This window comes from Microcoleus sp. PH2017_09_SFU_O_A (assembly GCF_020738625.1).
In the GTDB taxonomy this organism is placed as follows: Bacteria; Cyanobacteriota; Cyanobacteriia; order Cyanobacteriales; family Microcoleaceae; genus Microcoleus.
In genome coordinates, this window is the sequence record NZ_JAEQCF010000001.1 from 17,150 (window position 1) to 36,810 (window position 19,661).

The window sequence follows — 19,661 nt, forward strand, 5'->3', positions numbered from 1 at the left end:
CGCGCCGGACACGGCAATGCCGTTTCCCTACAAATATTATCAATTCAACGCGGGGGCTGCGCCTTCTACTGGCCTCACAATTGCGGGTTTATTCGTAGATTTTGGCTGAAAAAGTGCCTTCAGTGCCTTGTCGAGATTCTCCGCCATCACAATTCTATTTTCGTAGGCAACAATCACTCTAATTAAAGTTGGCAAACTATTGCGTTCAGCCTCCAAATAAAGAGGTTCCACGTACAGCAAAGATTGTTCGATCGGAATTACTAATAAATTGCCTTGAATCGCCTTTGACCCCTGCCGATTCCACAGAGATATTTGTTCGGAAATCACCGGATCTTGGTTGATTAAAGCTTCTATCTGTTCCGGGCCGTAAACTAATCGCTGTTTGGGGAATTGATACAATAGCAATTTACCATAATCATCATCATCCGATCGCCCTGCAATCCAAGCAATTAAATTATTACGACTGACTGGCGTAAATGGCAATAGCAAAATAAACTCTTCTGATGTTTCTGTCGGTAGTTTTGTAATCAAATAATACGGTTCTACGGGCTGCTGTTTGCCACCATAAATCTCATTAGGAACGCGCCACAAATCCTCCCGATTGTAAAATACCTGCGGATCTTCCATGTGATAAGTTAACAACCGTTCCGATTGAATGCTCAACAAATCTACGGGATATCTAATATGTTTGCGGAGTGCCGGAGGCATTTTGTCCAGGGGTTTGAAGAGTCCGGGAAAGATAGCCATCCAACTCTTAATAATCGGATCGGAAGGATTGCTAACGTAGAAGTTGACAGAGCCGTTGTAGGCGTCAATGACGACTTTTACCGGGTTGCGGATGTAGTTAAATTCATTGCTTCCTGGATCTGAATAAGGGTAGCGATCGCTCGCTGTATAGCCATCGATAATCCAGTAAAGATAGTTGGGAGATTTATCGTTTACCGAGGGTGAAGGTTTAATCTTGTTGCCAATTTTATCCGGTTTTTTTTCGATTTCGCCTTTGCTGAGATTGGCGTTTGCTACTACCAAATACGGGTCGGAATCGTAGCGCAAAAAAGGAGCGATCGCCCGGACTCTTTTGTTAATATTGCGGCGATAAAGTAACTTAGTTTCTGGTGTGAAATTGCGGGTTAGCGCCATTTGCCAATTTTTGAGATAACTCGCAAACAGCAAGCGCTTCCATATAGAGTCGATCGCAATTCCGCCCGTACCGCTGTAGGTATTGTAAACATTGTCTTGGCCGCTGGGATAGTCGAATTCCTTGACTTTTGTCGGTGCGATGGCGTCTGTATCGGTGACTTCGCCGTAGTAAATGCGCGGATAGCCGATCGGGATACTGGCCCGAATGCTATCTTTAGTGACATCTAAAACACTCTCTCCTGTCTGGGCTGTAACCCCAATATCCTTGACAAAATAATCGGGTAAACCGCCGGCACCGACTGTGTTTACGGGAGAAAGAGTAAAGCCGTAACCGTGAGTGTACACGAGGTGTTCGTTTACCCAAGTTTGAGCTTCCGGCGCCACCGCTGTGTAATCTAATTCCCGCGCCGCCAGAATTACTTGCTGGCTTTCCACATCTCCCTTTTTTGCTGTGGCGTTTTTGATTGTGTAGCGATCGATATCCGCATCAGGAAATGTATAATAAGGTCGAATTTGCTGTAACTGTCGGTTAGCTTGCAGCAGTGGCTGCTTGTCCCACAGCCGGATGTTGCTAATAGTAAGTTGATTTTTTTCTAAGTCTTGATATGTAAGTTTTCCGCCTGGATCGAAAGTTTTAATTTCAATTTTTTTCAGGTCAAAAGCTTGTTGAGTAAAGGCAATGCTGCGCTGAATGTAGAGCTTTTCGCGGGCTAATTCGTTGGGTTTGACTATCAGTTGCTGCACGATTTGTGGTAGCAGCAAACCTAGACAAAAACTTACAGTCAAAAATGCTAAGATGATTTTTTTAAAGTTATGATTATTGATCTTTAATTGAAAAACAGGCCAAAGCATGAAAAGTGCGATCGCCCCAGCCACTATACTCAAAAATCCATAGACGGGCAGCCGCACTGTCACGTCTGCATAATTCGCCCCGTAGCTAACGTCTCCGCGCGAGTACAGCAAGGTGTAACAGCCCAGCCAGTACCGGAGTGAGACGGCTACCATGCAAGCTGCTCCCAAGCCGTACAAGTGCCGCTGTTGCGATCGCGAAAACCCCAAAAATATCCCTTGACTGAGGCTGTTTCCCGACAGCAAATAGGTTAAAGTGCAAGATACTAAACCGTACACAGATACAACAGTCAGCCCGAAACTTAGTAATTCTAAGATGGGCAAGATAAATACATAAAAGCTAATATCTTGATTAAAAATCGGGTCGGTGATGTTAAAATTAGTAGGGTTAAAAAATTGTAAAAGTTTAGTCCAGCGACTAGCGGCAATTATCCCGATCGCCAAACTGAGCAAAAGAGCGATCGCCCGCAACCAAAAATCCGGCTTAATTGCTACAGCTAACATCATCCCCAGCAGCAAGCCCAACTGCCACAGGTGAGAAGATAGCTGCACAACTATTTCCTGGATTGACTGAAATCCCAAGTGAATTGGCGGCGCAGACAAACCCCCGACTATCCTAAAATCGCCGATGCTACCGGCGGCTAAGAGCCCGCAGTGAATTACTGTTAAACTGGCGATCGCACTTAATCCAAATATCGCCAACAACAGCCAGGGAAACGCAATTTGAGATTTAGCAGCAGGTGATTGATGATTTTTCTTCGTGTTTCTGCCACTTGCGGGCGCGATTAACTGCCTAAAAACAGGTGATTTAATGTTTTCGGTGGGAAGTTGCAGGCGGCGGGCTAGGGCTAAATTTCCGCAGAAGAAGGCGGAAGATACCAAAAGTGCGATCGCGCCCAGCAACCCTTGAGTTTTCAGTTTTAACAGCAAAACCTGAAGATATCCAACTTCCTCAAACCACAGCATTTCTGCCGCAATCCGGGAGGAAAACTCAAAAACTAACCACAGCCCTACAAGCAATAGAATTAATTGATGAATTCGCTTAATAGTCATTAGTTGTTAGTTGTTAGTTGTTAGTTGTTAGTTGTTAGTTGTTAGTTGTTAGTTGTTAGTTGTTAGTTGTTAGTTGTTAGTTGTTAAACTGGTTCCCAGGCTCTGCCAGGGAACCGATATCGAGAGGCTCTGCCTCATCCAAAAATGGAGGCAGAACCTCCGAATCTGCGTTACCAAGCTCCAGCCTGGTAACAAGTAATATTTTTTGCGGTTACATCTCACATCTTGCCGCATTCTCAATAACAGGCAAGATGCCTGTTCCACAAAAAATAAATTTTCTTGTGGGATGGGCATCCTGCCCGTCCGTGAAAGGCTAGTTAAGAATGGTGCAAGATATCAGTTACATCGGAATTATACAGTGCTGTCCCCGCTCGCGCGACTCGCCAGCAGGGACAGCAATGCACAAAATGATCGTTCCAATGCAAACAGAAAGGATATAAAACGCTAAATTTGAGTTAAGAAACCCCATTACTTAATGAGCAAATGGGTAAGTCCTAATTACATTAAAAGCTGATGCAAAACATCACCAATGACAACTGTCAACTGTCAACTGTCAACTGTCAACTGTCAACTGTCAACTGTACTGCTGATTTACATCAACATCCAAATTAAACAGAGTTTGCAAAGTGTGCATCGCTTGTCGGCGCGCCTCAATATCCTGCTGCGCCCGCAACTGCACCATCGGATCGTGCAAAATCTTATTCACAATCCCTCTTGTTAAAGATTCAATCACATCTTGATGTTTCTCCGAAAACTCGGAACCCAGACGCGATAAAGCTTTTTCTAACTCTTGTTCTCGAATTAATTCGATCTTATCCCGCAAACAGCTAATGGTAGGAACAGTTTCTAGACTGCGCCACCAGACATCAAAAGCCTCGACTTCCTGTTCCAGCAAGCCCTCAGCTTCCATTGCCATTTTGCGGCGGCTTTCGTGATTTTGAGCTACCACTGCTTTCAAATCGTCCACATTAAACGACTTGACGTTAGCCAATTCCTTAGCATCCGAGTCAACGTTGCGCGGCACAGAAATGTCCACCAACATCAAAGGGCGATCGGGTTTTAAGACAGCTTCTAATTTAGCTTTATTTAACAGCGGATCTGTAGCGGCTGTACTGGTAAACACCAAGTCAGAATCCCCAATTACCTGCATCATGTCCGAGAGCAAATGCAAGTGCAGTGTAGCATCTTTAAACAAACCGGCCAATTCCTCAGCGCCTCGCATCGATCGATTGACGATCGCAATATGACTCGCTCCTTTCGACAGCAAATGCTGCACCAACAAGCGCGACATCTTCCCAGCACCGATAATTGCAATCCGGCTAGTTGCTAAATGCTGACCTTTTAATTGAGCTAATTCCGCCGCCGCTGAACTAATCGAAACCGCACCGGTACCAATGCTAGTTTCCGTGCGAACACGCTTCCCGGCTGTCAGAGCTTGCTTAAACAAACGTTCTAAAATTCTGCCAACACCTTTGTACTGCTGGGCGAGTTTGTGAGTTTGTTTCACCTGAGCCAAAATTTGTCCTTCTCCGAGCACCAAACTGTCGAGGCCCGCAGACACTCGCATCAAGTGCATCACCGCATCTTCGTGCAGCAAAATGAACAGGTGAGGGCGCAAAGACTGCAAAGGAAGTTTACTGCATTCCGAAAGGAACTGCATCACTTCTCGCACTCCCGGCTCTGACTCTGTGGTAACGATATAAATTTCTAAACGGTTGCAAGTGCTGAGGATTGCAACTTCTTGAATGTGGGGGTAGCCGCGCAATTGGGCGATCGCCGCTTCAATCTTTTGTTCTGGAATGCTGAGTTTTTCCCGAACTTCAACCGGCGCTGTTTTGTGGCTGAGACCTACGACTGCAATATTCATATCTGTCATTTGTCACTATTTATTTCTTAGTTATCTACAGTCACCTGTGATTAACTCTTAGTTTATCGCTAATTGTTAATCACTGGTGACTGTCAACGGTTAATAGTCAAAAATTAACATTTAAAATTTAACTGTTAACCGCTAACTAATGATTATTTCAATTGCAGAGATTTAGGCTGGTCAAACATATGGATTGTATCCACAAACCGAGCAGTCTTCGACTGAGAAGAAATAATCAAACTTTCAGTACGAGCGCCGCCACCAAAGAAGCGAACTCCTTCCATCAGCGTTCCGGGAGTAATTCCGCAAGCCGCAAACAGAACTGTTTCTCCAGATGCCAATTCTTCAGCATTGTAGATCTTGTCTGGATCTGTGATGCCCATTGATGTAAGTCGAGCGATATTGCTCTCTTTACTTTCACCGATCAAACCAGTTTTTACAACAGCCGGATCGTAAATTAACTGTCCTTGGAAGTGACCGCCCAAACAGCGCATGGCTGCTGCGGAAATCACACCTTCAGGTGCAGCACCAATACCCATCAGGGCGTGGATGTTGGAACCAGAAAACGCACAAGAAATCGCAGCAGAAACGTCGCCGTCGCTGATCAGTCGAACTCTTGCACCAGCTTGGCGAATTTCATTAATTAAATCTTTGTGACGAGGGCGATCCATCACCACAACCACCAAATCTTCAACACTACGGCCGAGACAATCAGAGATAATTTTGAGGTTTTCGGTTGGTGTCTTGCGAATATCTACATGATTTCTGGCAGCCGCAGGAGCAGCCAATTTGTTCATGTAGAAATCGGGAGCAGCAAACAAACCGCCTTTTTCAGAGATTGCCAAAACAGCCATCGAACCGTTTTGACCGTAAGCAACCAGGTTAGTACCTTCGCAAGGGTCAACAGCGATATCAATTTCGATCAATTCATCTATGTTGCAGACATCTTTAGCATCTTCACGAGTACAAATACCCACTTGTTCGCCGATGTAAAGCATGGGTGCGTCATCGCGTTCGCCTTCACCGATCACGATGCGGCCGCGCATATGAATTTTGTTCATCCGCTCGCGCATTGCTTCTACAGCCACTCTGTCGGCTTCATCTTTCTCGCCTTTGCCCATCAATCGAGCGGAGGCGATGGCTGCCTGCTCAACTACTTCGATAATCTCTAAACCGATTGCATTATCCACGAACTATATACTCCCAACTAAGTCTTGCGTGCCTTGTGCTTTTTGCACTCCCAGCCATCAAGTTTATCAGAGGCGGGGATCTGTGCGAGCGCAAGCAGTTGGTTTGTTTGTGTTAACTTTTACTTCTTTGAGACTGGGGCTGATAAATTGGGCAAAATAAGCTGAAGGCTCGATCGCCCGAATGCTTGACTCTTGCGATGGCGATCGTCTTACACAGGCGGGCCCGATCGTCCAAGAGCGGACTCTCGGAGGCGGAGGCGATCCCAGGCGTAAGTTGCGATAGTCATGGTAAATCAGGCGTCCCACAATCGAGATACACTCTAAGTGTATGAGCTGGGAGCAAGAAAAAATGATGATGAAAGCCCAAGATATTATGACAAAGGAAGTTGTCACCATTCGTGGTTCGGCAACGGTAGCTGAAGCAGTGGCGATGATGAACGAACTGTGTCTGCGCGCGCTAATTGTGGAACGCCGCCACGAACAAGACGCCTATGGCATAGTCACAGAAACGGATATTGTTTACAAAGTAACAGCCTACGGAGTAGACCCGCAAAAAGTCCGCGTCTTCGAGATTATGACCAAACCGTGCATCACGGTGAATCCCGACTTGGGCGTGGAATATGTGGCGAGGTTGTTCGCCAATACCCGCATCCGTCGAGCTCCGGTGATTAAGGACAAACTGCTGGGCATTATTTCGGTAACGGATATTTTGACAAAAAGTGATTTTGTTGAGAAGCCGAAGAGTGTTGTCTTTGAGGATGAAATTCAAAAGGCGATCGCCGATGCTAGAACAGTCTGTTCAGAGAAAGGTGCTACTTCTAAACAGTGCGCCGTAGCTTGGGACATCGTAGAGGAAATGCAGGCTGAGGCCGCTCACCAGCGATCGATCAAGCTTGAAAAAACGGCTTTTGACGAGTATTGCGAAGAAAATCCCGACGCGGCCGAAGCCCGGATGTACGACAGTTAATTTAGTCAGTTGACAGTTGACAGTTGACAGTTGACAGTTGACAGTTGACAGTTGACAGAAGGTAGAAAGCTGAATTTTTAATTATGCCTTCTACCATCTGCTTTCAAATACTAACGATCTCGCTGGTAAGCTTTAAAGTTTGTTTTGAAAGAGTTCAATAACCTGTTGCCACGCATCAGCAGCAGCTTCTCTGTATCCTATTATATTAGGATGGTGTGCTAAAAACGGGTACTTATCTACGAACAATCCACCAAAGAATCCATGTCCTGCATCGTATCGAAATACACGATGATTGATTTGATGTTTCTGTAATTCTGCCTCAATTTTTTGGTTTTCTTCCTGTGAAACCAATGTATCCTTCGTACCAAAAAATGTATAAATCGTGCCTTTGATTGCCGATGTGCGATCGATAGTTGGAGTATATTCTCCATAGCTAGAAGTTGTAATCCCCCCGCCATAAAACGAAGCAGTTGCTTTGATATCCTGTAAGGTTGCAGCCATATAAGCAATATGACCACCAAAGCAAAAACCAATGCAGCCAATAGAATCAGCTTTAACGTTGGGTAATGTGTTTAGATAGGCAATAGTTGCTTGAATATCGCTGAATATTTCCCAATATTTGACTTGTTGATAGTATTGCAACCCCAATTGGTAAGCTTCTGGACTATAACCAATATCTGGTTCGCTAAACCCAAATTCAAAACCGGGAGCAATACGTTGATACATCGCAGGTGCAATTGCTATATATCCTTGTTGTGCTATCAATTCGGTAATATCCCGAATATTTTCATTGACACCAAAGATTTCGTGAAACACAATAACCGCAGCAAAAATTCCCTTTTCTACTGGTTGGGCTAAGTAAGCATCGATTTGTAAGTTGTTGTTAAGGATTTTGACTGTTGTGGTATTAATTTCGCTATTTTTCATTTGCTTTTTCCAGCTTCGCTCGTTCAGTTTTCTAATCCTGCTCATAGCTTAGAAAATTGGCGATTCTGAATTCTAGAAAAAAATTGCGGGATTTTGGTAGATTATTGCGATCGCCCTGACTGAAATTGTTTAGGTGTCATCCCCAGCAGGTGCTTGAAACATCGAGTCAAGTGACTTTGATCGCAAAATCCGACTCGGAAAGCAATCTCTGCGATGCTCAGTTTGCTCTCTTGCAACAGATACTTGGCTTTGTCGATGCGGCGCTGCAAGATATACTGGTGAGGTGTTATGCCCATGCTTTGCTTGAACAGGCGTAAAAAGTGATAAGGGCTGATTTGGGCGATCGCAGCAAGTTCAATTAGTTTTATCTCTTGATGAAGATGTTCGTTAATATATTCCCTCACCTGTTGCAGTTTGGGTTTAGATAATCCATCCGTATAGCTAGAAAGCCGAGGTTGTGTGGTGCAGTAATTCCGCAACAGGTGAATCGCTAATGCGGTTTTAAGACTATCAATCAGCAAATAACCGCCGATTTGTCCAAATTCTAATTCTTGTCTTAAAGCGCCGAATATCCCTTGAATCAGGATATCTTGTTCTTCCATGTAATGAGGAATGAGTTCAATGCGATCGCAATTTACCAAATCTTGACCCACTTGTTCCAGGAGTGTAGGGGCGATCGCCAAAATGGTAAACTCAGATAAAGTATTCCAATTGCAGCGCTGGGAAATACCCGCCGGAATCACCGCAATGTCTCCCTGATTCCGGGCTTCTGTTTTCAGCTTACCATCCAACCATCGTTCTCCCGATCGCTCTCCCGATACATCAAAAGCAGGACAATGGGCAATAACGTGCCATGTACCTTGATGTTCGGGCGTGTCAAACTGCGGCTGTTGATGGTGTTCGTAATAGATTTTATCCCATCCCGAACTTGTCAAGACAGCAGGCTGAGGCAACATAAAATCTGTTGCCTTTTCTTGGCTGAAATCAATCAGTTTTACCTCTGGTTCTGATGTTGTCATCTTTTATCGTTAGCGCACTGGTAGTCAGAAACCGGGTTTTTACGAGAATACTTGATGACAGTGGAGAAACTCGAAAAAACCCGGTTTCTTTAGTCGGATCCGAAAAATCTTAACTGTTTGGTTCAATCATACAAAACACGTTCAACTTATTTCCATCAAGATCCCGGAAATATCCCGCATAAAACCCCGGCAAAGCGTCTCTCGGCCCTGCTGCTCCTTCATCCTGAGCGCCAAGTGCGATCGCTTTGTTATAAACTAAGTTGACTTTTTCGGGACTGTCAACTTGAAGAGCTATCATTACTCCATTGCCAACAGTTGCTCGGTTACCATCAAATGGTTTTGTAATAGCAAGTCCTGGCATCTCTGGAGAAACGCTCCATGCGATAAATTGGTCGAATTCCATGAATCGTTGAGCGCCAATTTCAGCAAGCAAAGTATCATAAAAGTTGGCTGCACGTTCAAGATTGTTTGTGCCGATTGTAACGTATCCGATCATATTTTTTGTCCTTTCAGTGATGTTAAGATGAAGAAAAGTCTTTAAGAATATCACAACTGAGTTTAACTGTAATACTCCTCGACTTCTTAGTCTGCGGAGGCGGACTTCCTGTGTGTAGACGCGGTTTCACACCGCCGAGTTATAAGGGGATAGCTTGAATGCACTCAGGACTGTCTTTAGTTGGACTGTTGACGATCGCACTTACGGCATTTGCTATCATTGCTGCTGGATCGTAGGGCTTTAACAGTGGCAAAACTTCCTGAGCCTTGTCAACAGAAGGATCGAGCCATTGTTCCCAATCGCTTGCGGGGAGAATCACCGGCATTCGATCGTGCACGGGTTGCACTGTTTCGTTAGCAGCAGTAGTAATTATACTGCAAGATACAATGTTTTCTGCTTCGGCAGATTCCCAATTTTCCCACAAACCGGCAAACGCAAAAGGTTCGCTGTTTGTCATTGTAAAATAGTAAGGCTGTTTTTTCTTGCCCTGCGGTTGCCATTCGTAGAAGCCGTCAGCGATTATCAAACACCGCCTGTGCTTGATGGCGCTGCGAAAAGCAGGTTTTTCTGCTACTGTTTCCGATCGGGCATTAATCGTATGGCTGGCGATTTTCATATCTTTTGCCCAACTGGGAATCAAACCCCAGCGCATAAATTGAAACTGTCGCTGATTTTTTTCGGGAGAAACTGTGACGGTAGCAATTGATTGACTTGGGGCGATGTTGTATCGCGGTTTGATGTCGGGAATTTCCGAGAGTTTGAAGAATTCGGCGATGATTTTAGCTGGAGTATTTAACGTGAATCTGCCGCACATAATTTATAGTTGGTATTAACAAGAAAGTAGATTGCGATTTACCGTTGGGTGGGGGCGGGTTTTTGAGATTATTCGTATTAGGCCGAGATTGTTGGCGAACCCGCCCCTAGGAGACACTGCTAAATTGTGGAACATTTGCAGACAACCATTCGGCGCGCAACTTGTCAATAGCTAATTCTTTGAATTTAGCTTCTACTTCAATCCAAGGAGCATCATAATAGCAATTGGGCATATCTACAATCAAGTCGCTGTGGCGCGGATCTGCAAAAAATTCTTTGCCATTTGATATGTGGACTAATTGCCATTCAGGAACAGGCCAAGAAGTGCGGGCTGCTGCGAGCATTTCGGCAACGTTTGGATCGTTGTAACTTTCTAAATGTTCGTGAATGACGTGGTGGTGCGCGTCAAAAACCATTGCTACGCCTGTATCGAGACAAACGTCTAACAATTCCGACGAACTGTAGGCGTATTCGTCATTTTCAAAGGTTAAGCGCGATCGAATAGATTCGGGTAAGTCGCGGATGACTGATTTGAGTTGCGAAGTGCGATCGCCCTTACCGCCGTGAATGTTCATCAGTGCCCAGGGCGATCGGGGTTGTTGCAACTTGTCCATAATTAAAGCATGAGTCGCCAGAATTTTAATGCTGTTTTTCACAACATCCGGCTTGTCGGAACTGAGGACAACGAATTGATCGGGGTGGAACACCAAACGGATATTGAGGTCAATTGCGCGATCGCCAACTCTTCGCAATTCCTCATTCATCGAATCTAAAACTGTTTCCCCCAAATCTATATCTGCAAAAGGGAAGAGTGCAGAAGTCATGCGATACAATTTAATCCCATTGGCGTAGCAGAAATCAAGCGCTTTGTCAAGTCTTTTTAAGTTATCTGCATACAACTCGCGCAATACTTTTTCTTGTTCTATTTCTGTAAGTTGCAACAGCCGCTTCCGCGTGACCGTGCGGAAACGAACTGCATCGGAAGTCGTAATGCAGACTAATCCTAATTCTGGCTGTTTTTGACTTGATGACACTTGGTTAAGTTTGCTCATTTAAAATAATATCTATCTCTAATCTTACTTTAACATAGGTTTGTAGTCAGGACTTTAGTCCTTGTTTCTGGAATTTGGAGAAACTTGCATTTGGTGCATCTCATTTTGGCAAGGGCGAAGCATTTCGGCAGACAGTTTATTAGTGAGAACCAGAGATTTAATCCCGAAATGCTTCGCCCCTACGAATATATTTGCCAAAATTCAGATGCACCCCTGGCATTCCCTACTACAAACCTTAATCTAACTTAGGTTTGTAGTAAGGAATAAAATCCTTAATTTGGAGGGACTGAAGTCCCCACTACGAACCTTTTAACTCCGCAAACGCCCAGACCTGAGAATACTCACAATCAACCAAAAACCCAAAAAACTCGCCGCCCCAAACAAACCGTTGCTCAAAAAAGATAGCTGAGCAGTTTGCGCGTTAGAAGAAATAATTGCCGCCCCCATAATCAGCGAACCTACCACAATACTAAAAGAAAGTCGGTTCGCAGAATCCCCCAGAGTGCGGCGCAGCGGATCGAGTTCTTTGATGCTCAAGTTCCACTTCAAAGTTTCTGAAGTAACCCGGTCTAAAAGCACTTCCACCTGTCGCGGAGATTGTAAAGATAAGCTTTTTAGATCCAAAGCAGTTCTCAGCAAAGCTTGCACCGGGTCTTCTCCTAATAACTGACGCCGAAACATATCGGTCATCAGCGGTTTGACCTGTTCTACAATATTAAATCTGGGATTAAAAGAACGCGCTACTCCTTCTAAATTAGCGAGAGTTTTTGCATACAAACCGAGATTACTGGGAAGCCTAATCTTATTTTTGCGAGTGATTTCCAGCACTTCATAAAAAATTTCCGACAAGTTCATTTGCGACAAGCTGACATTATAATACTTCCGCAGCATTCGAGCCAAATCGTTCTCTAGATTAGCTAAACTTGTAGGCTGAGCAAATTCTGCCATTTGCAATGTTAATTGAGCGCAGCGCTGAGCATCTAAATCGACAATTGACAGCAACATTTCTGTCAGATTCTGTTGGGTGCGCGGGTCTAATCTGCCGACCATGCCGCAGTCGAGCAAAGCTATCCGGCCGTCTTTGAGATAAAATAAGTTGCCTGGATGCGGGTCTGCGTGAAAGAAGCCGTCAATATATAACTGCTGGAAGAAAACGCGGCAAAGCAGGGTTGTAATTTCTTCGCGTTCGGCATTTATATCTCCTTTGTGGCGAATTCCTTGCAAATCGCCTGACAAAATTGGGACTCCGTTCAGCCACTCCATGACTAAGAGTTTTTTTGTAGTTAATTCCCAGTTAATTTCTGGGAGGACAACTTGTGTGGGGTCAAACCAGCGACTTTTTGATAAATTGCGGCGCAGTTCGTCTGTGTAGCTGGCTTCTTGAATGAAGTCTAATTCTGCACGCAGGGCGATCGCAAATTCTTCTGCTAGGGCCACAATATCGTATTGTTGACCGAGGTCTGTCAGCATGACAAGTTCTGCTAAACCTCGGAGCACGGCGATGTCTTGTTCGATGACAATATCAATACCGGGGCGCTGAACTTTTAGGGCGACTTCGCGGCCGTCTTTTAAGGTAGCTTTGTGGGTTTGGGCGATCGAACCTGCGGCGATCGCCTGAGTGTTAAATTTGGAGAAGGTTTCTTCGATCGACTGTTTGAGTTCCTGGCGGACGATTGCTTCTACTTCCAACCATGATACGGGCGGCACTTCCGCTTGTAAAGAAGAGAGGGTTTCGATGTAAGCAGCGGGTAAAAGGTCGGGACGGGTACTCAACAATTGTCCCAATTTTACAAAAACTGGGCCTAATTCGACGAGGATGTTGCGGAGAACCGCTGGAGTTGGGAGACTGGGTGCGTCGGTTTTGCGGCCGGTGAGGAGACTTTTCATGTAGTCCCAACCGTTGCGGAAGACGACCTCTAGAATTTCTCCTTTGCGAGAAGTGTTTTGAACTAGGCTGAACACGTGGTGGCCTCCGGGTCGATCGGGTTTAAGGGCTATATAACTACTAGGATAGCGCTGTTAACCAAGCTGACCTTGGTCTTGAGGAATAACTTTGGTAGAAATAGCGGGAATGGGTGCAATTCCTGCTGGGGATAGCTGCGCCGCGCGTACTTTGGGGTGTGGGGGAGGGCGATGGCGTTCCGCCCCGCAAGCTACGGTTTTTGGCGGTGGCATTAATCCTCATGCTAATATTACAGTTAAACCAGACACGATCTTTTTATAATTAAAATTATTGAGTTGAAAAATTGTGTCAAAGACTTGAATTAGTAAGTTATTACAAGCCAAATTCTAAATGTGTTTCAAACCCAATAAAAAACATGATTGCCATCCAATCTCCTGCAACCTCGATCGAATTATCCATAGACTTAACTGACGAGCAATTTTTTCAGCTTTGTCAGAACAACCGCGATTATCAATTTGAACGTACAGTATCAGGGGAGTTAATTATTATGCCACCAACGGGCAGCGAAACTAGCAAGCGCAATATGGATCTATCGTATCAACTTCAAGCCTGGAGCAGGCAAAATAATCTAGGAGTTGCCTTTGACTCTTCTGGAGGTTTCACCCTCCGTAATGGTGCCGATCGCTCTCCTGATGCCTCTTGGGTCAAAAAAGAACGGTGGGATGCTTTAACACCGGAACAAAAAGACAGTTTTGCTCCTTTATGTCCCGATTTTGTAGTTGAGTTGCGCTCAAAGACTGATTCGTTGAAAAAGCTGCAAGATAAAATGCAAGAATATATAGATAACGGTGCGAGATTGGGTTGGTTAATTGACAGGCAAAATCGGCGGGTAGAAATTTATCGCCCCGGTCAAGATGTGGAAATTCTCCAAAATCCTGCCACTCTTTCAGGGGAAGATGTACTGCCGGGTTTTGTGTTGGATTTAGTAGAAATTATGTAATTCTAGAATTATAGATATCGAGTAAGGACACGGCAGTGCCGTGTCCCTACGGAATTAGTTACAGTAAATCTTTCAATTTCTCATCTTCTCCCAATACTTTAATCACCTGTTTTATCTCCTGCGTCCTGTCTTTTTTCACAATCAAAGTCACATTACCATCTCTGACAACGACGACATCTTCTAAACCGATGGTGACGATGACTTCATTCTCATCCGCTGCATAGAAAATAGCGTCTTTGGTATCAATTCCGATGTGTTTTGCTAACTCGACATTCGGCTTGTCTCCTTGCAACAAACGGGCGATCGCATTCCAGTCACCCAAATCGTCCCAACTAAAGCCTACAGGTAATACACAGGCTTTTTGCGTCTTCTCCATCAGCGCGTAATCGATGCTAATTTTCGGCAATTCCGAGTAAGCAGCAGCGCCTTTTGCTTCCAAAGCTGCCATCATTTCCGGCACATGATTTCGCAATTCTGTCAAGACAGTGCCAACTTTAAATACAAAGATTCCGCCATTCCAACTAAACTTGCCGCTGGCTACAAATTCCTCGGCGGTGGTGCGATCGGGCTTTTCCGTAAACCTAGCGACGCGATAGGCCCGAAAACCGCCAAAATTGCCAATTTCCTCGCCTTGTTCGATGTAGCCGTAACCAGTAGAAGCATAACTCGGCTTGACTCCCAAAGTGGCGATCGCACTTTCCTTTGTCGCCAATTCAGCCGCCGCCTCCAAAGTCTTGACAAACTCCTCCGGTTCCCCAATCCAGTGATCCGCCGGGAAAAACCCGACAACCGCATCCTCACCGTAACGTTTCGCAATTTCGATCGCACTCCAAGCCACCGCCGGCGCAGTATCCCGGCCTTCCGGTTCCGCCAGCAAATTCTCAGGAGGTAGCAGCGGCAATTGTTCCCGCACTCCGTCGGCCAGCATTTCCGATGTTACTACCCACAAATCTTCCCAGCCGTTACCTAATGTTAATAGTCGATCGGCTGTAGCTTGCAGCAAACTCTTGCCGCTACCGTCGAGACTGAGAAACTGTTTGGGGCGCTGCTTGCGACTCAGCGGCCAAAAACGTTCGCCTTTACCGCCGGCCAGAATCACAGGAATTAAGGTTCTACTCATGGTTTAAAGTTTAAACAATTGATGTCTATATTTTAAATTCTACCTTCTATCTTCCACCTGTCACTTTGTCAATCCAATTAGCATAAAATGATACCCGCGTGTCGCCGGAAATTTCGCCAAAACTGCCATTATCGTCAATTTTATCAATATCGCCGATATTTGTTTTGAAAAATCCGCGATCGCTATAACCCCAAGAACTAATCCCCGCAATTTTCCCGTCCACAAACGAAGGCCCGCCCGAATCTCCGCTAGCCGTAGCTATTTCATTTTTCCCCAAACCGCGATCGGCTAATTTAGGAAAATGCCTCCCCAAACTATCGTGTTCGGCGGTTCCGTCATCAAAATCAAAAATTAACTGACTCCCCAAGACTAATTCAGACATATCAGATTCAGTAGAACTTTTGAATATTTCGCCTAGTGCATCGTAGCGGTTTTGACCTCCATATCGTTTCGCCTCAGAATTAGAATTCTCATTTTGTCCTTTATTACCCAGGCCGATATATCCATAGCCAATTTTTGTAAACACCTTGCCAATTTCATTTTTATTCCTGTTAATTTCGTACTGTTCCACAGTACGCGGTGCGGTTTTTTTAAGCTTTAAAATAGCAATATCGTTTCCGACTTCTGATTCGTAACCAGTCCATCCCGGATGGATATAATAGTTGCTAACAGGGATAGTAACTTGACCGCTGGGCAATTTAAAAGTTGCCGTTACAGCAGTTCCAGCAGGAACCTTGACCCCGCCTTCATTGAGGCAGTGGGCGGCCGTGAGTACGTACAATCCTCCGGTTAACACCGAACCCGTACACTGCACCGGTTCGAGGTAGGCGACACCTGTATATCGCTCTAAAGCTAGGGGTTTGCGGGAACTGCTATCGCCAAAAGCACTAATTATCGATCGCCCTGCTTCGGCTGCTTCTAAAACTAAAAGTACAGTCAAAACTGTCATTAATAATATTTTTATAATTTGCTTCATTTGATGCTGTTGATAATTCGTGAAAAAATTAGGATAGTTTGCGATCGCACTCCGACTCAAGAAACCGGGTTTTTGGCAGAATTACGGGCTGTAACCAATAATTTTGGTGAAAAAACCCGGTTTCTGGCTACCCGTTCGTCAGAGTCGAGAAACCGGGTTTTTGGCAGAATTCAGCCCTGCAACGATATATTTTGGTGAAAAACCGGGTTTCTGGCTACCCGTTCGTCCTATATAAAATTGCGTAAGTCCTGAATAGGCGATTAGCTATTAGGAATGAGAATTAAATAACTTACACAAGTTTGTGGGGTGTCCCGCCCGCTCTTTTTGGACGGGCGGGACGCCCATCCCACAATAACAATAAAAATTGTAACTTATTTAATTCGCGATCCTTAGCTATTTATTGGACAATTCGATGTTAAGTTCGTTCACGACACGGCGCTTGAGCGGGAGCGATTTTTCTCTAGGAAGCAAGTCGAATACTTTCCGAAAGGCATCATCTACCTTCTCAAAAGGTATTTGTCCTTTTTCATTAAAAACTACTTTTCCCGATTGGTCGAGGATGACAGTTTGAGGTACGAAACCTTCGTAATAATGACCGGGTTCGGTTATTTTTGGTGACGGTTGCGAAGGCAAAGAGTCAATGCTTATCGGCATAAAATCTGCTTCGCGGCCGTAAAATTCCTGGAGGTTTGAGACAACGATCGCGTATTGCTTGGAGTCGCTACTGTCGTCAGTGTAAAAAACTAACAATGCGGGTTTTTTGCGGTTGAAAGAATCTGTGAGCTTGACTTTAGGAGGAACGAGGGAACCGTTGCCGGCGTAGAGAGCGAAGATGGTGCCGTCGAAGCGATCGTCCGTGAGTGTTGCGAAGGCGGGCGGCTGACCGGTGAGCAGTATCAAGCTAAGTGCGATCGCCACAGTTAAAAGACTAGCAGACACGATTCGCCGCAGCCAGCGTTTGCCTGAAGCTGCAATCAAAATTAATTTTTGGGAATCAGAAAATATCATAGGTGGTTGGCAGTTGCTGTAAAGTGGCGAAAAAGCGTGCAAAACATTATTAAGTTTATCAGCAAATGCCTGTATTTACAGTTGAGTAGGTTAAATTGGTTTTTGACAAACTATTTTAATCTGCTTTTATTGGCGATCGACAACACTATGGGTAGGGATACGGTACTGCCCATTGGTTTCAACTTAAGACTAAAACCCTTGATAAATCTCGCTTTTAGTCGAGTCTAGATCCCCCTAAATCCCCCTTAAAAAGGGGGACTTTGAGTAATTTCTTGTCCCCCCCTTAAGAAGGGGGGCTAGGGGGGATCTGAGTTTTATAGTCAAACAGCAATCTCTGACTACGTTTGAGTCTTAAGTTGACACTCCTTTGGTACTGCCGCGTTCCTACAGATATCCCGTACAATCCACGGGATTTGATATCAACCGATCGCTGGTGACTGACAGATAGAAACTGACAACTAGGAACTGACAACAAATGATGATTGCTTTGCTTCACTTATTCGCGCAAACGCCCGTTGCTGAGGCTTCCGGGCCAGCTCAAATTAATATCTTACAGGCTATTGTTTTAGGCATTGTCCAAGGATTAACGGAATTTTTGCCAATTAGCAGCAGCGCTCATTTAAAAGTCGTGCCTTTAGCCCTCGGCTGGGCCGATCCGGGTGTTGCTTATACTGCTGTCATTCAATTAGGCAGCATTGTGGCAGTGCTGTGGTATTTTTGGAAAGACTTAACAAATATAGCTATTGGTGGATTTAAAGCTATTAGGCGCTCAGACTACGAATCCCAAGAGTTTCGGATGGCGCTGGGGATTGGTTTGGGAACTATACCAATTATATTTTTTGGATTGTTAATCAAGATATTGGTGCCAGATTTTGATAAATCACCGCTGCGGAGTTTGGGAGCGATCGCGATTGCTTCGATCGTGATGTCGCTGCTGTTAGCGATCGCCGAAAAAACTGGCAAGCGCGAACGGGATTACGAAAAATTAGATATCAAAGATGGTATTTTAATGGGATTAGCTCAAGCAATGGCAATAATTCCTGGTGTTTCGCGATCGGGTTCTACCCTAACAGCAGGATTGTTCCTCGGATTGCAAAGAGCCGCCGCCGCCCGATTTTCTTTCTTGTTAGGAATTCCGGCAATTACTCTGGCTGGTTTAGTCGAATTGAAAAGTGCTTTGGGTGAAGGCGCCAGCGACGCTGGAGTTGTAGCTTTGATAGTCGGAACAATTTCAGCTTTTATTTTTTCCTATATTTCGATCGCCTGGCTGATGAAGTTCCTGCAAACTCAGAATACGTGGGTGTTTGTGTGGTACCGGCTGGCCTTTGGCGTGGCGATTTTAACTGCTCTCGCAGGTGGTGTATTACAAAATCCACAAGGATAAGATAAATTTTGTAGGAGTGGCAAAAGTCACTCCTACTATACCCGCTAGTCAGAAAAAATGACAGAATTTAACTATGACCGCATATCACGAATCCATCATCGACCAGTTCACCCGTCAAGCTGTACCATTCTCTAACTTGTACGGCCACACAAATCAAGAATCTCTCGATTTACTGATGAAGATGGCAAGCATATCTGACAAGGATACAGTTCTAGATGTGGCTTGCGGCCCGGGTATTGTGGCTTGTGCTTTTGCGGCAGTTTCCAATCGCGTTACGGGCATCGATTTAACACCGGCAATGCTAGAACAAGCCCAGATTTTGGCAGAGCAAAAAAACTTGACTAATCTCTCGTGGCTGCAAGGCGATATCGAAACGCTACCGTTTCCCGATGATAGTTTTTCCATTGTGCTGAGTCGTTACGCTTTCCATCACTTCTTGCAGCCCGATGTTGTGCTGTCGGAGATGGTTCGGGTGTGTCGCGCGGGCGATCGCATTTTGATTGCTGATGTGGCAATGCCACCGGAAAAAGTTGATGCTTACAACTATATTGAGAAGCTGCGCGATCCATCTCATACTCGCGCCTTGACTCTGGAAGAGTTGCCGAAATTAGTCGCAGATGCGAATCTGCAAAATGTCAAATTAGCATTTTATAAGGTAGAATTGGAGCTAGAACAGCAGTTAGCTGCTTCTTTCCCCAACCCCGGCGATGACGATAAGCTGCGACAACTTTTTAGAGAAGATATTGGTGTTGACAGTCTGGGGATTGGCGTACATTTTCGAGGCGATGCAATTCATTATGCGGTTCCCATCGCTGCGATCGTTGGCGAAAAAGCAAAGTTATATAGCAATCCTAAATGATTTAAATCAATTTGTAGGGGTAGTGGATGGTGCGTGCC

19 protein-coding genes are annotated in these 19,661 nt (G+C 45.0%); 5 read left to right on the top strand and 14 right to left on the bottom strand.

What is annotated here, in order from left to right:
- Nucleotides 1-39 precede the first annotated feature (39 nt).
- The 4 genes from JGK16_RS00075 to JGK16_RS00090 form a co-directional block, all read right to left on the bottom strand.
- On the bottom strand, nucleotides 40-3,042 hold the full coding sequence (locus JGK16_RS00075; protein ID WP_293176744.1) for a UPF0182 family protein: 3,003 nt from the start codon (nucleotides 3,040-3,042) through the stop codon (nucleotides 40-42).
- 574 nt (nucleotides 3,043-3,616) lie between these two features.
- Nucleotides 3,617-4,909 (bottom strand): glutamyl-tRNA reductase, encoded by a 1,293-nt coding sequence (locus JGK16_RS00080; RefSeq protein WP_293176742.1) that lies wholly within the window; start codon nucleotides 4,907-4,909, stop codon nucleotides 3,617-3,619.
- 152 nt (nucleotides 4,910-5,061) lie between these two features.
- The gene (glpX, locus tag JGK16_RS00085) at nucleotides 5,062-6,099 is read right to left on the bottom strand and encodes a class II fructose-bisphosphatase (RefSeq protein WP_293176740.1); all 1,038 of its coding nucleotides are present in this window, start codon (nucleotides 6,097-6,099) and stop codon (nucleotides 5,062-5,064) included.
- A 66-nt stretch (nucleotides 6,100-6,165) separates the two neighbouring features.
- The gene (locus JGK16_RS00090) at nucleotides 6,166-6,405 is read right to left on the bottom strand and encodes a hypothetical protein (protein WP_293189110.1); all 240 of its coding nucleotides are present in this window, start codon (nucleotides 6,403-6,405) and stop codon (nucleotides 6,166-6,168) included.
- A 43-nt stretch (nucleotides 6,406-6,448) separates the two neighbouring features.
- Here JGK16_RS00090 and JGK16_RS00095 point away from each other — a divergent pair, with 43 nt between their 5' ends.
- The gene (locus tag JGK16_RS00095; RefSeq protein ID WP_293176760.1) at nucleotides 6,449-7,066 is read left to right on the top strand and encodes a CP12 domain-containing protein; all 618 of its coding nucleotides are present in this window, start codon (nucleotides 6,449-6,451) and stop codon (nucleotides 7,064-7,066) included.
- 132 nt (nucleotides 7,067-7,198) lie between these two features.
- Here JGK16_RS00095 and JGK16_RS00100 read toward each other — a convergent pair whose 3' ends face one another.
- From JGK16_RS00100 to JGK16_RS00130, 7 genes are all read right to left on the bottom strand, one after another.
- Nucleotides 7,199-7,993 (bottom strand): dienelactone hydrolase family protein, encoded by a 795-nt coding sequence (locus tag JGK16_RS00100; protein WP_363319244.1) that lies wholly within the window; start codon nucleotides 7,991-7,993, stop codon nucleotides 7,199-7,201.
- A gap of 101 nt (nucleotides 7,994-8,094) precedes the next feature.
- Nucleotides 8,095-9,012 (bottom strand): AraC family transcriptional regulator, encoded by a 918-nt coding sequence (locus JGK16_RS00105; protein ID WP_293176734.1) that lies wholly within the window; start codon nucleotides 9,010-9,012, stop codon nucleotides 8,095-8,097.
- Nucleotides 9,013-9,121: 109 nt separating this feature from the next.
- Complete coding sequence (locus JGK16_RS00110; RefSeq protein WP_293189112.1) at nucleotides 9,122-9,508, bottom strand: VOC family protein; 387 nt, start codon at nucleotides 9,506-9,508, stop codon at nucleotides 9,122-9,124.
- A 139-nt stretch (nucleotides 9,509-9,647) separates the two neighbouring features.
- A complete protein-coding gene (locus JGK16_RS00115) occupies nucleotides 9,648-10,322 on the bottom strand; it encodes an SOS response-associated peptidase (RefSeq protein WP_293176730.1) in 675 nt (224 codons plus the stop codon).
- 106 nt (nucleotides 10,323-10,428) lie between these two features.
- The gene (gene uvsE / locus JGK16_RS00120) at nucleotides 10,429-11,373 is read right to left on the bottom strand and encodes a UV DNA damage repair endonuclease UvsE (protein ID WP_293189114.1); all 945 of its coding nucleotides are present in this window, start codon (nucleotides 11,371-11,373) and stop codon (nucleotides 10,429-10,431) included.
- 309 nt (nucleotides 11,374-11,682) lie between these two features.
- Complete coding sequence (locus JGK16_RS00125; RefSeq protein ID WP_293189116.1) at nucleotides 11,683-13,335, bottom strand: AarF/ABC1/UbiB kinase family protein; 1,653 nt, start codon at nucleotides 13,333-13,335, stop codon at nucleotides 11,683-11,685.
- Nucleotides 13,336-13,392: 57 nt separating this feature from the next.
- Entirely contained in the window at nucleotides 13,393-13,548 is a 156-nt protein-coding gene (locus JGK16_RS00130) for a hypothetical protein (protein ID WP_293176722.1), read from the bottom strand.
- A gap of 143 nt (nucleotides 13,549-13,691) precedes the next feature.
- Here JGK16_RS00130 and JGK16_RS00135 point away from each other — a divergent pair, with 143 nt between their 5' ends.
- Nucleotides 13,692-14,276 (top strand): Uma2 family endonuclease, encoded by a 585-nt coding sequence (locus JGK16_RS00135; protein WP_293176720.1) that lies wholly within the window; start codon nucleotides 13,692-13,694, stop codon nucleotides 14,274-14,276.
- Nucleotides 14,277-14,334: 58 nt separating this feature from the next.
- Here the strand turns inward: JGK16_RS00135 and JGK16_RS00140 are convergent, their stop codons facing one another.
- Together JGK16_RS00140 and JGK16_RS00145 are read right to left on the bottom strand one after the other, a co-directional pair.
- Nucleotides 14,335-15,396, bottom strand: a complete 1,062-nt coding sequence (locus JGK16_RS00140) for a mannose-1-phosphate guanylyltransferase (RefSeq protein WP_293189118.1) — start codon at nucleotides 15,394-15,396, stop codon at nucleotides 14,335-14,337.
- Nucleotides 15,397-15,442: 46 nt separating this feature from the next.
- Nucleotides 15,443-16,372 carry a trypsin-like serine protease gene (locus JGK16_RS00145; protein ID WP_293176716.1) on the bottom strand — a complete coding sequence of 310 codons (930 nt, stop codon included), beginning with the start codon at nucleotides 16,370-16,372 and terminating at the stop codon, nucleotides 15,443-15,445.
- A gap of 3 nt (nucleotides 16,373-16,375) precedes the next feature.
- Between JGK16_RS00145 and JGK16_RS00150 the strand changes: the two genes are divergently transcribed.
- Nucleotides 16,376-16,570, top strand: a complete 195-nt coding sequence (locus JGK16_RS00150; protein WP_293202686.1) for a hypothetical protein — start codon at nucleotides 16,376-16,378, stop codon at nucleotides 16,568-16,570.
- A 195-nt stretch (nucleotides 16,571-16,765) separates the two neighbouring features.
- On the opposite strand, the gene JGK16_RS00155 is transcribed toward JGK16_RS00150, so the two are convergent.
- The gene (locus JGK16_RS00155) at nucleotides 16,766-17,380 is read right to left on the bottom strand and encodes a thylakoid membrane photosystem I accumulation factor (protein ID WP_293176714.1); all 615 of its coding nucleotides are present in this window, start codon (nucleotides 17,378-17,380) and stop codon (nucleotides 16,766-16,768) included.
- Nucleotides 17,381-17,858: 478 nt separating this feature from the next.
- Here JGK16_RS00155 and JGK16_RS00160 point away from each other — a divergent pair, with 478 nt between their 5' ends.
- Nucleotides 17,859-18,764, top strand: coding sequence for an undecaprenyl-diphosphate phosphatase (locus tag JGK16_RS00160; RefSeq protein WP_293176756.1), 906 nt, complete (start codon nucleotides 17,859-17,861; stop codon nucleotides 18,762-18,764).
- Between the two features lie 73 nt (nucleotides 18,765-18,837).
- The gene (locus JGK16_RS00165) at nucleotides 18,838-19,623 is read left to right on the top strand and encodes a methyltransferase domain-containing protein (RefSeq protein WP_293176712.1); all 786 of its coding nucleotides are present in this window, start codon (nucleotides 18,838-18,840) and stop codon (nucleotides 19,621-19,623) included.
- Nucleotides 19,624-19,661: the final 38 nt, after the last annotated feature.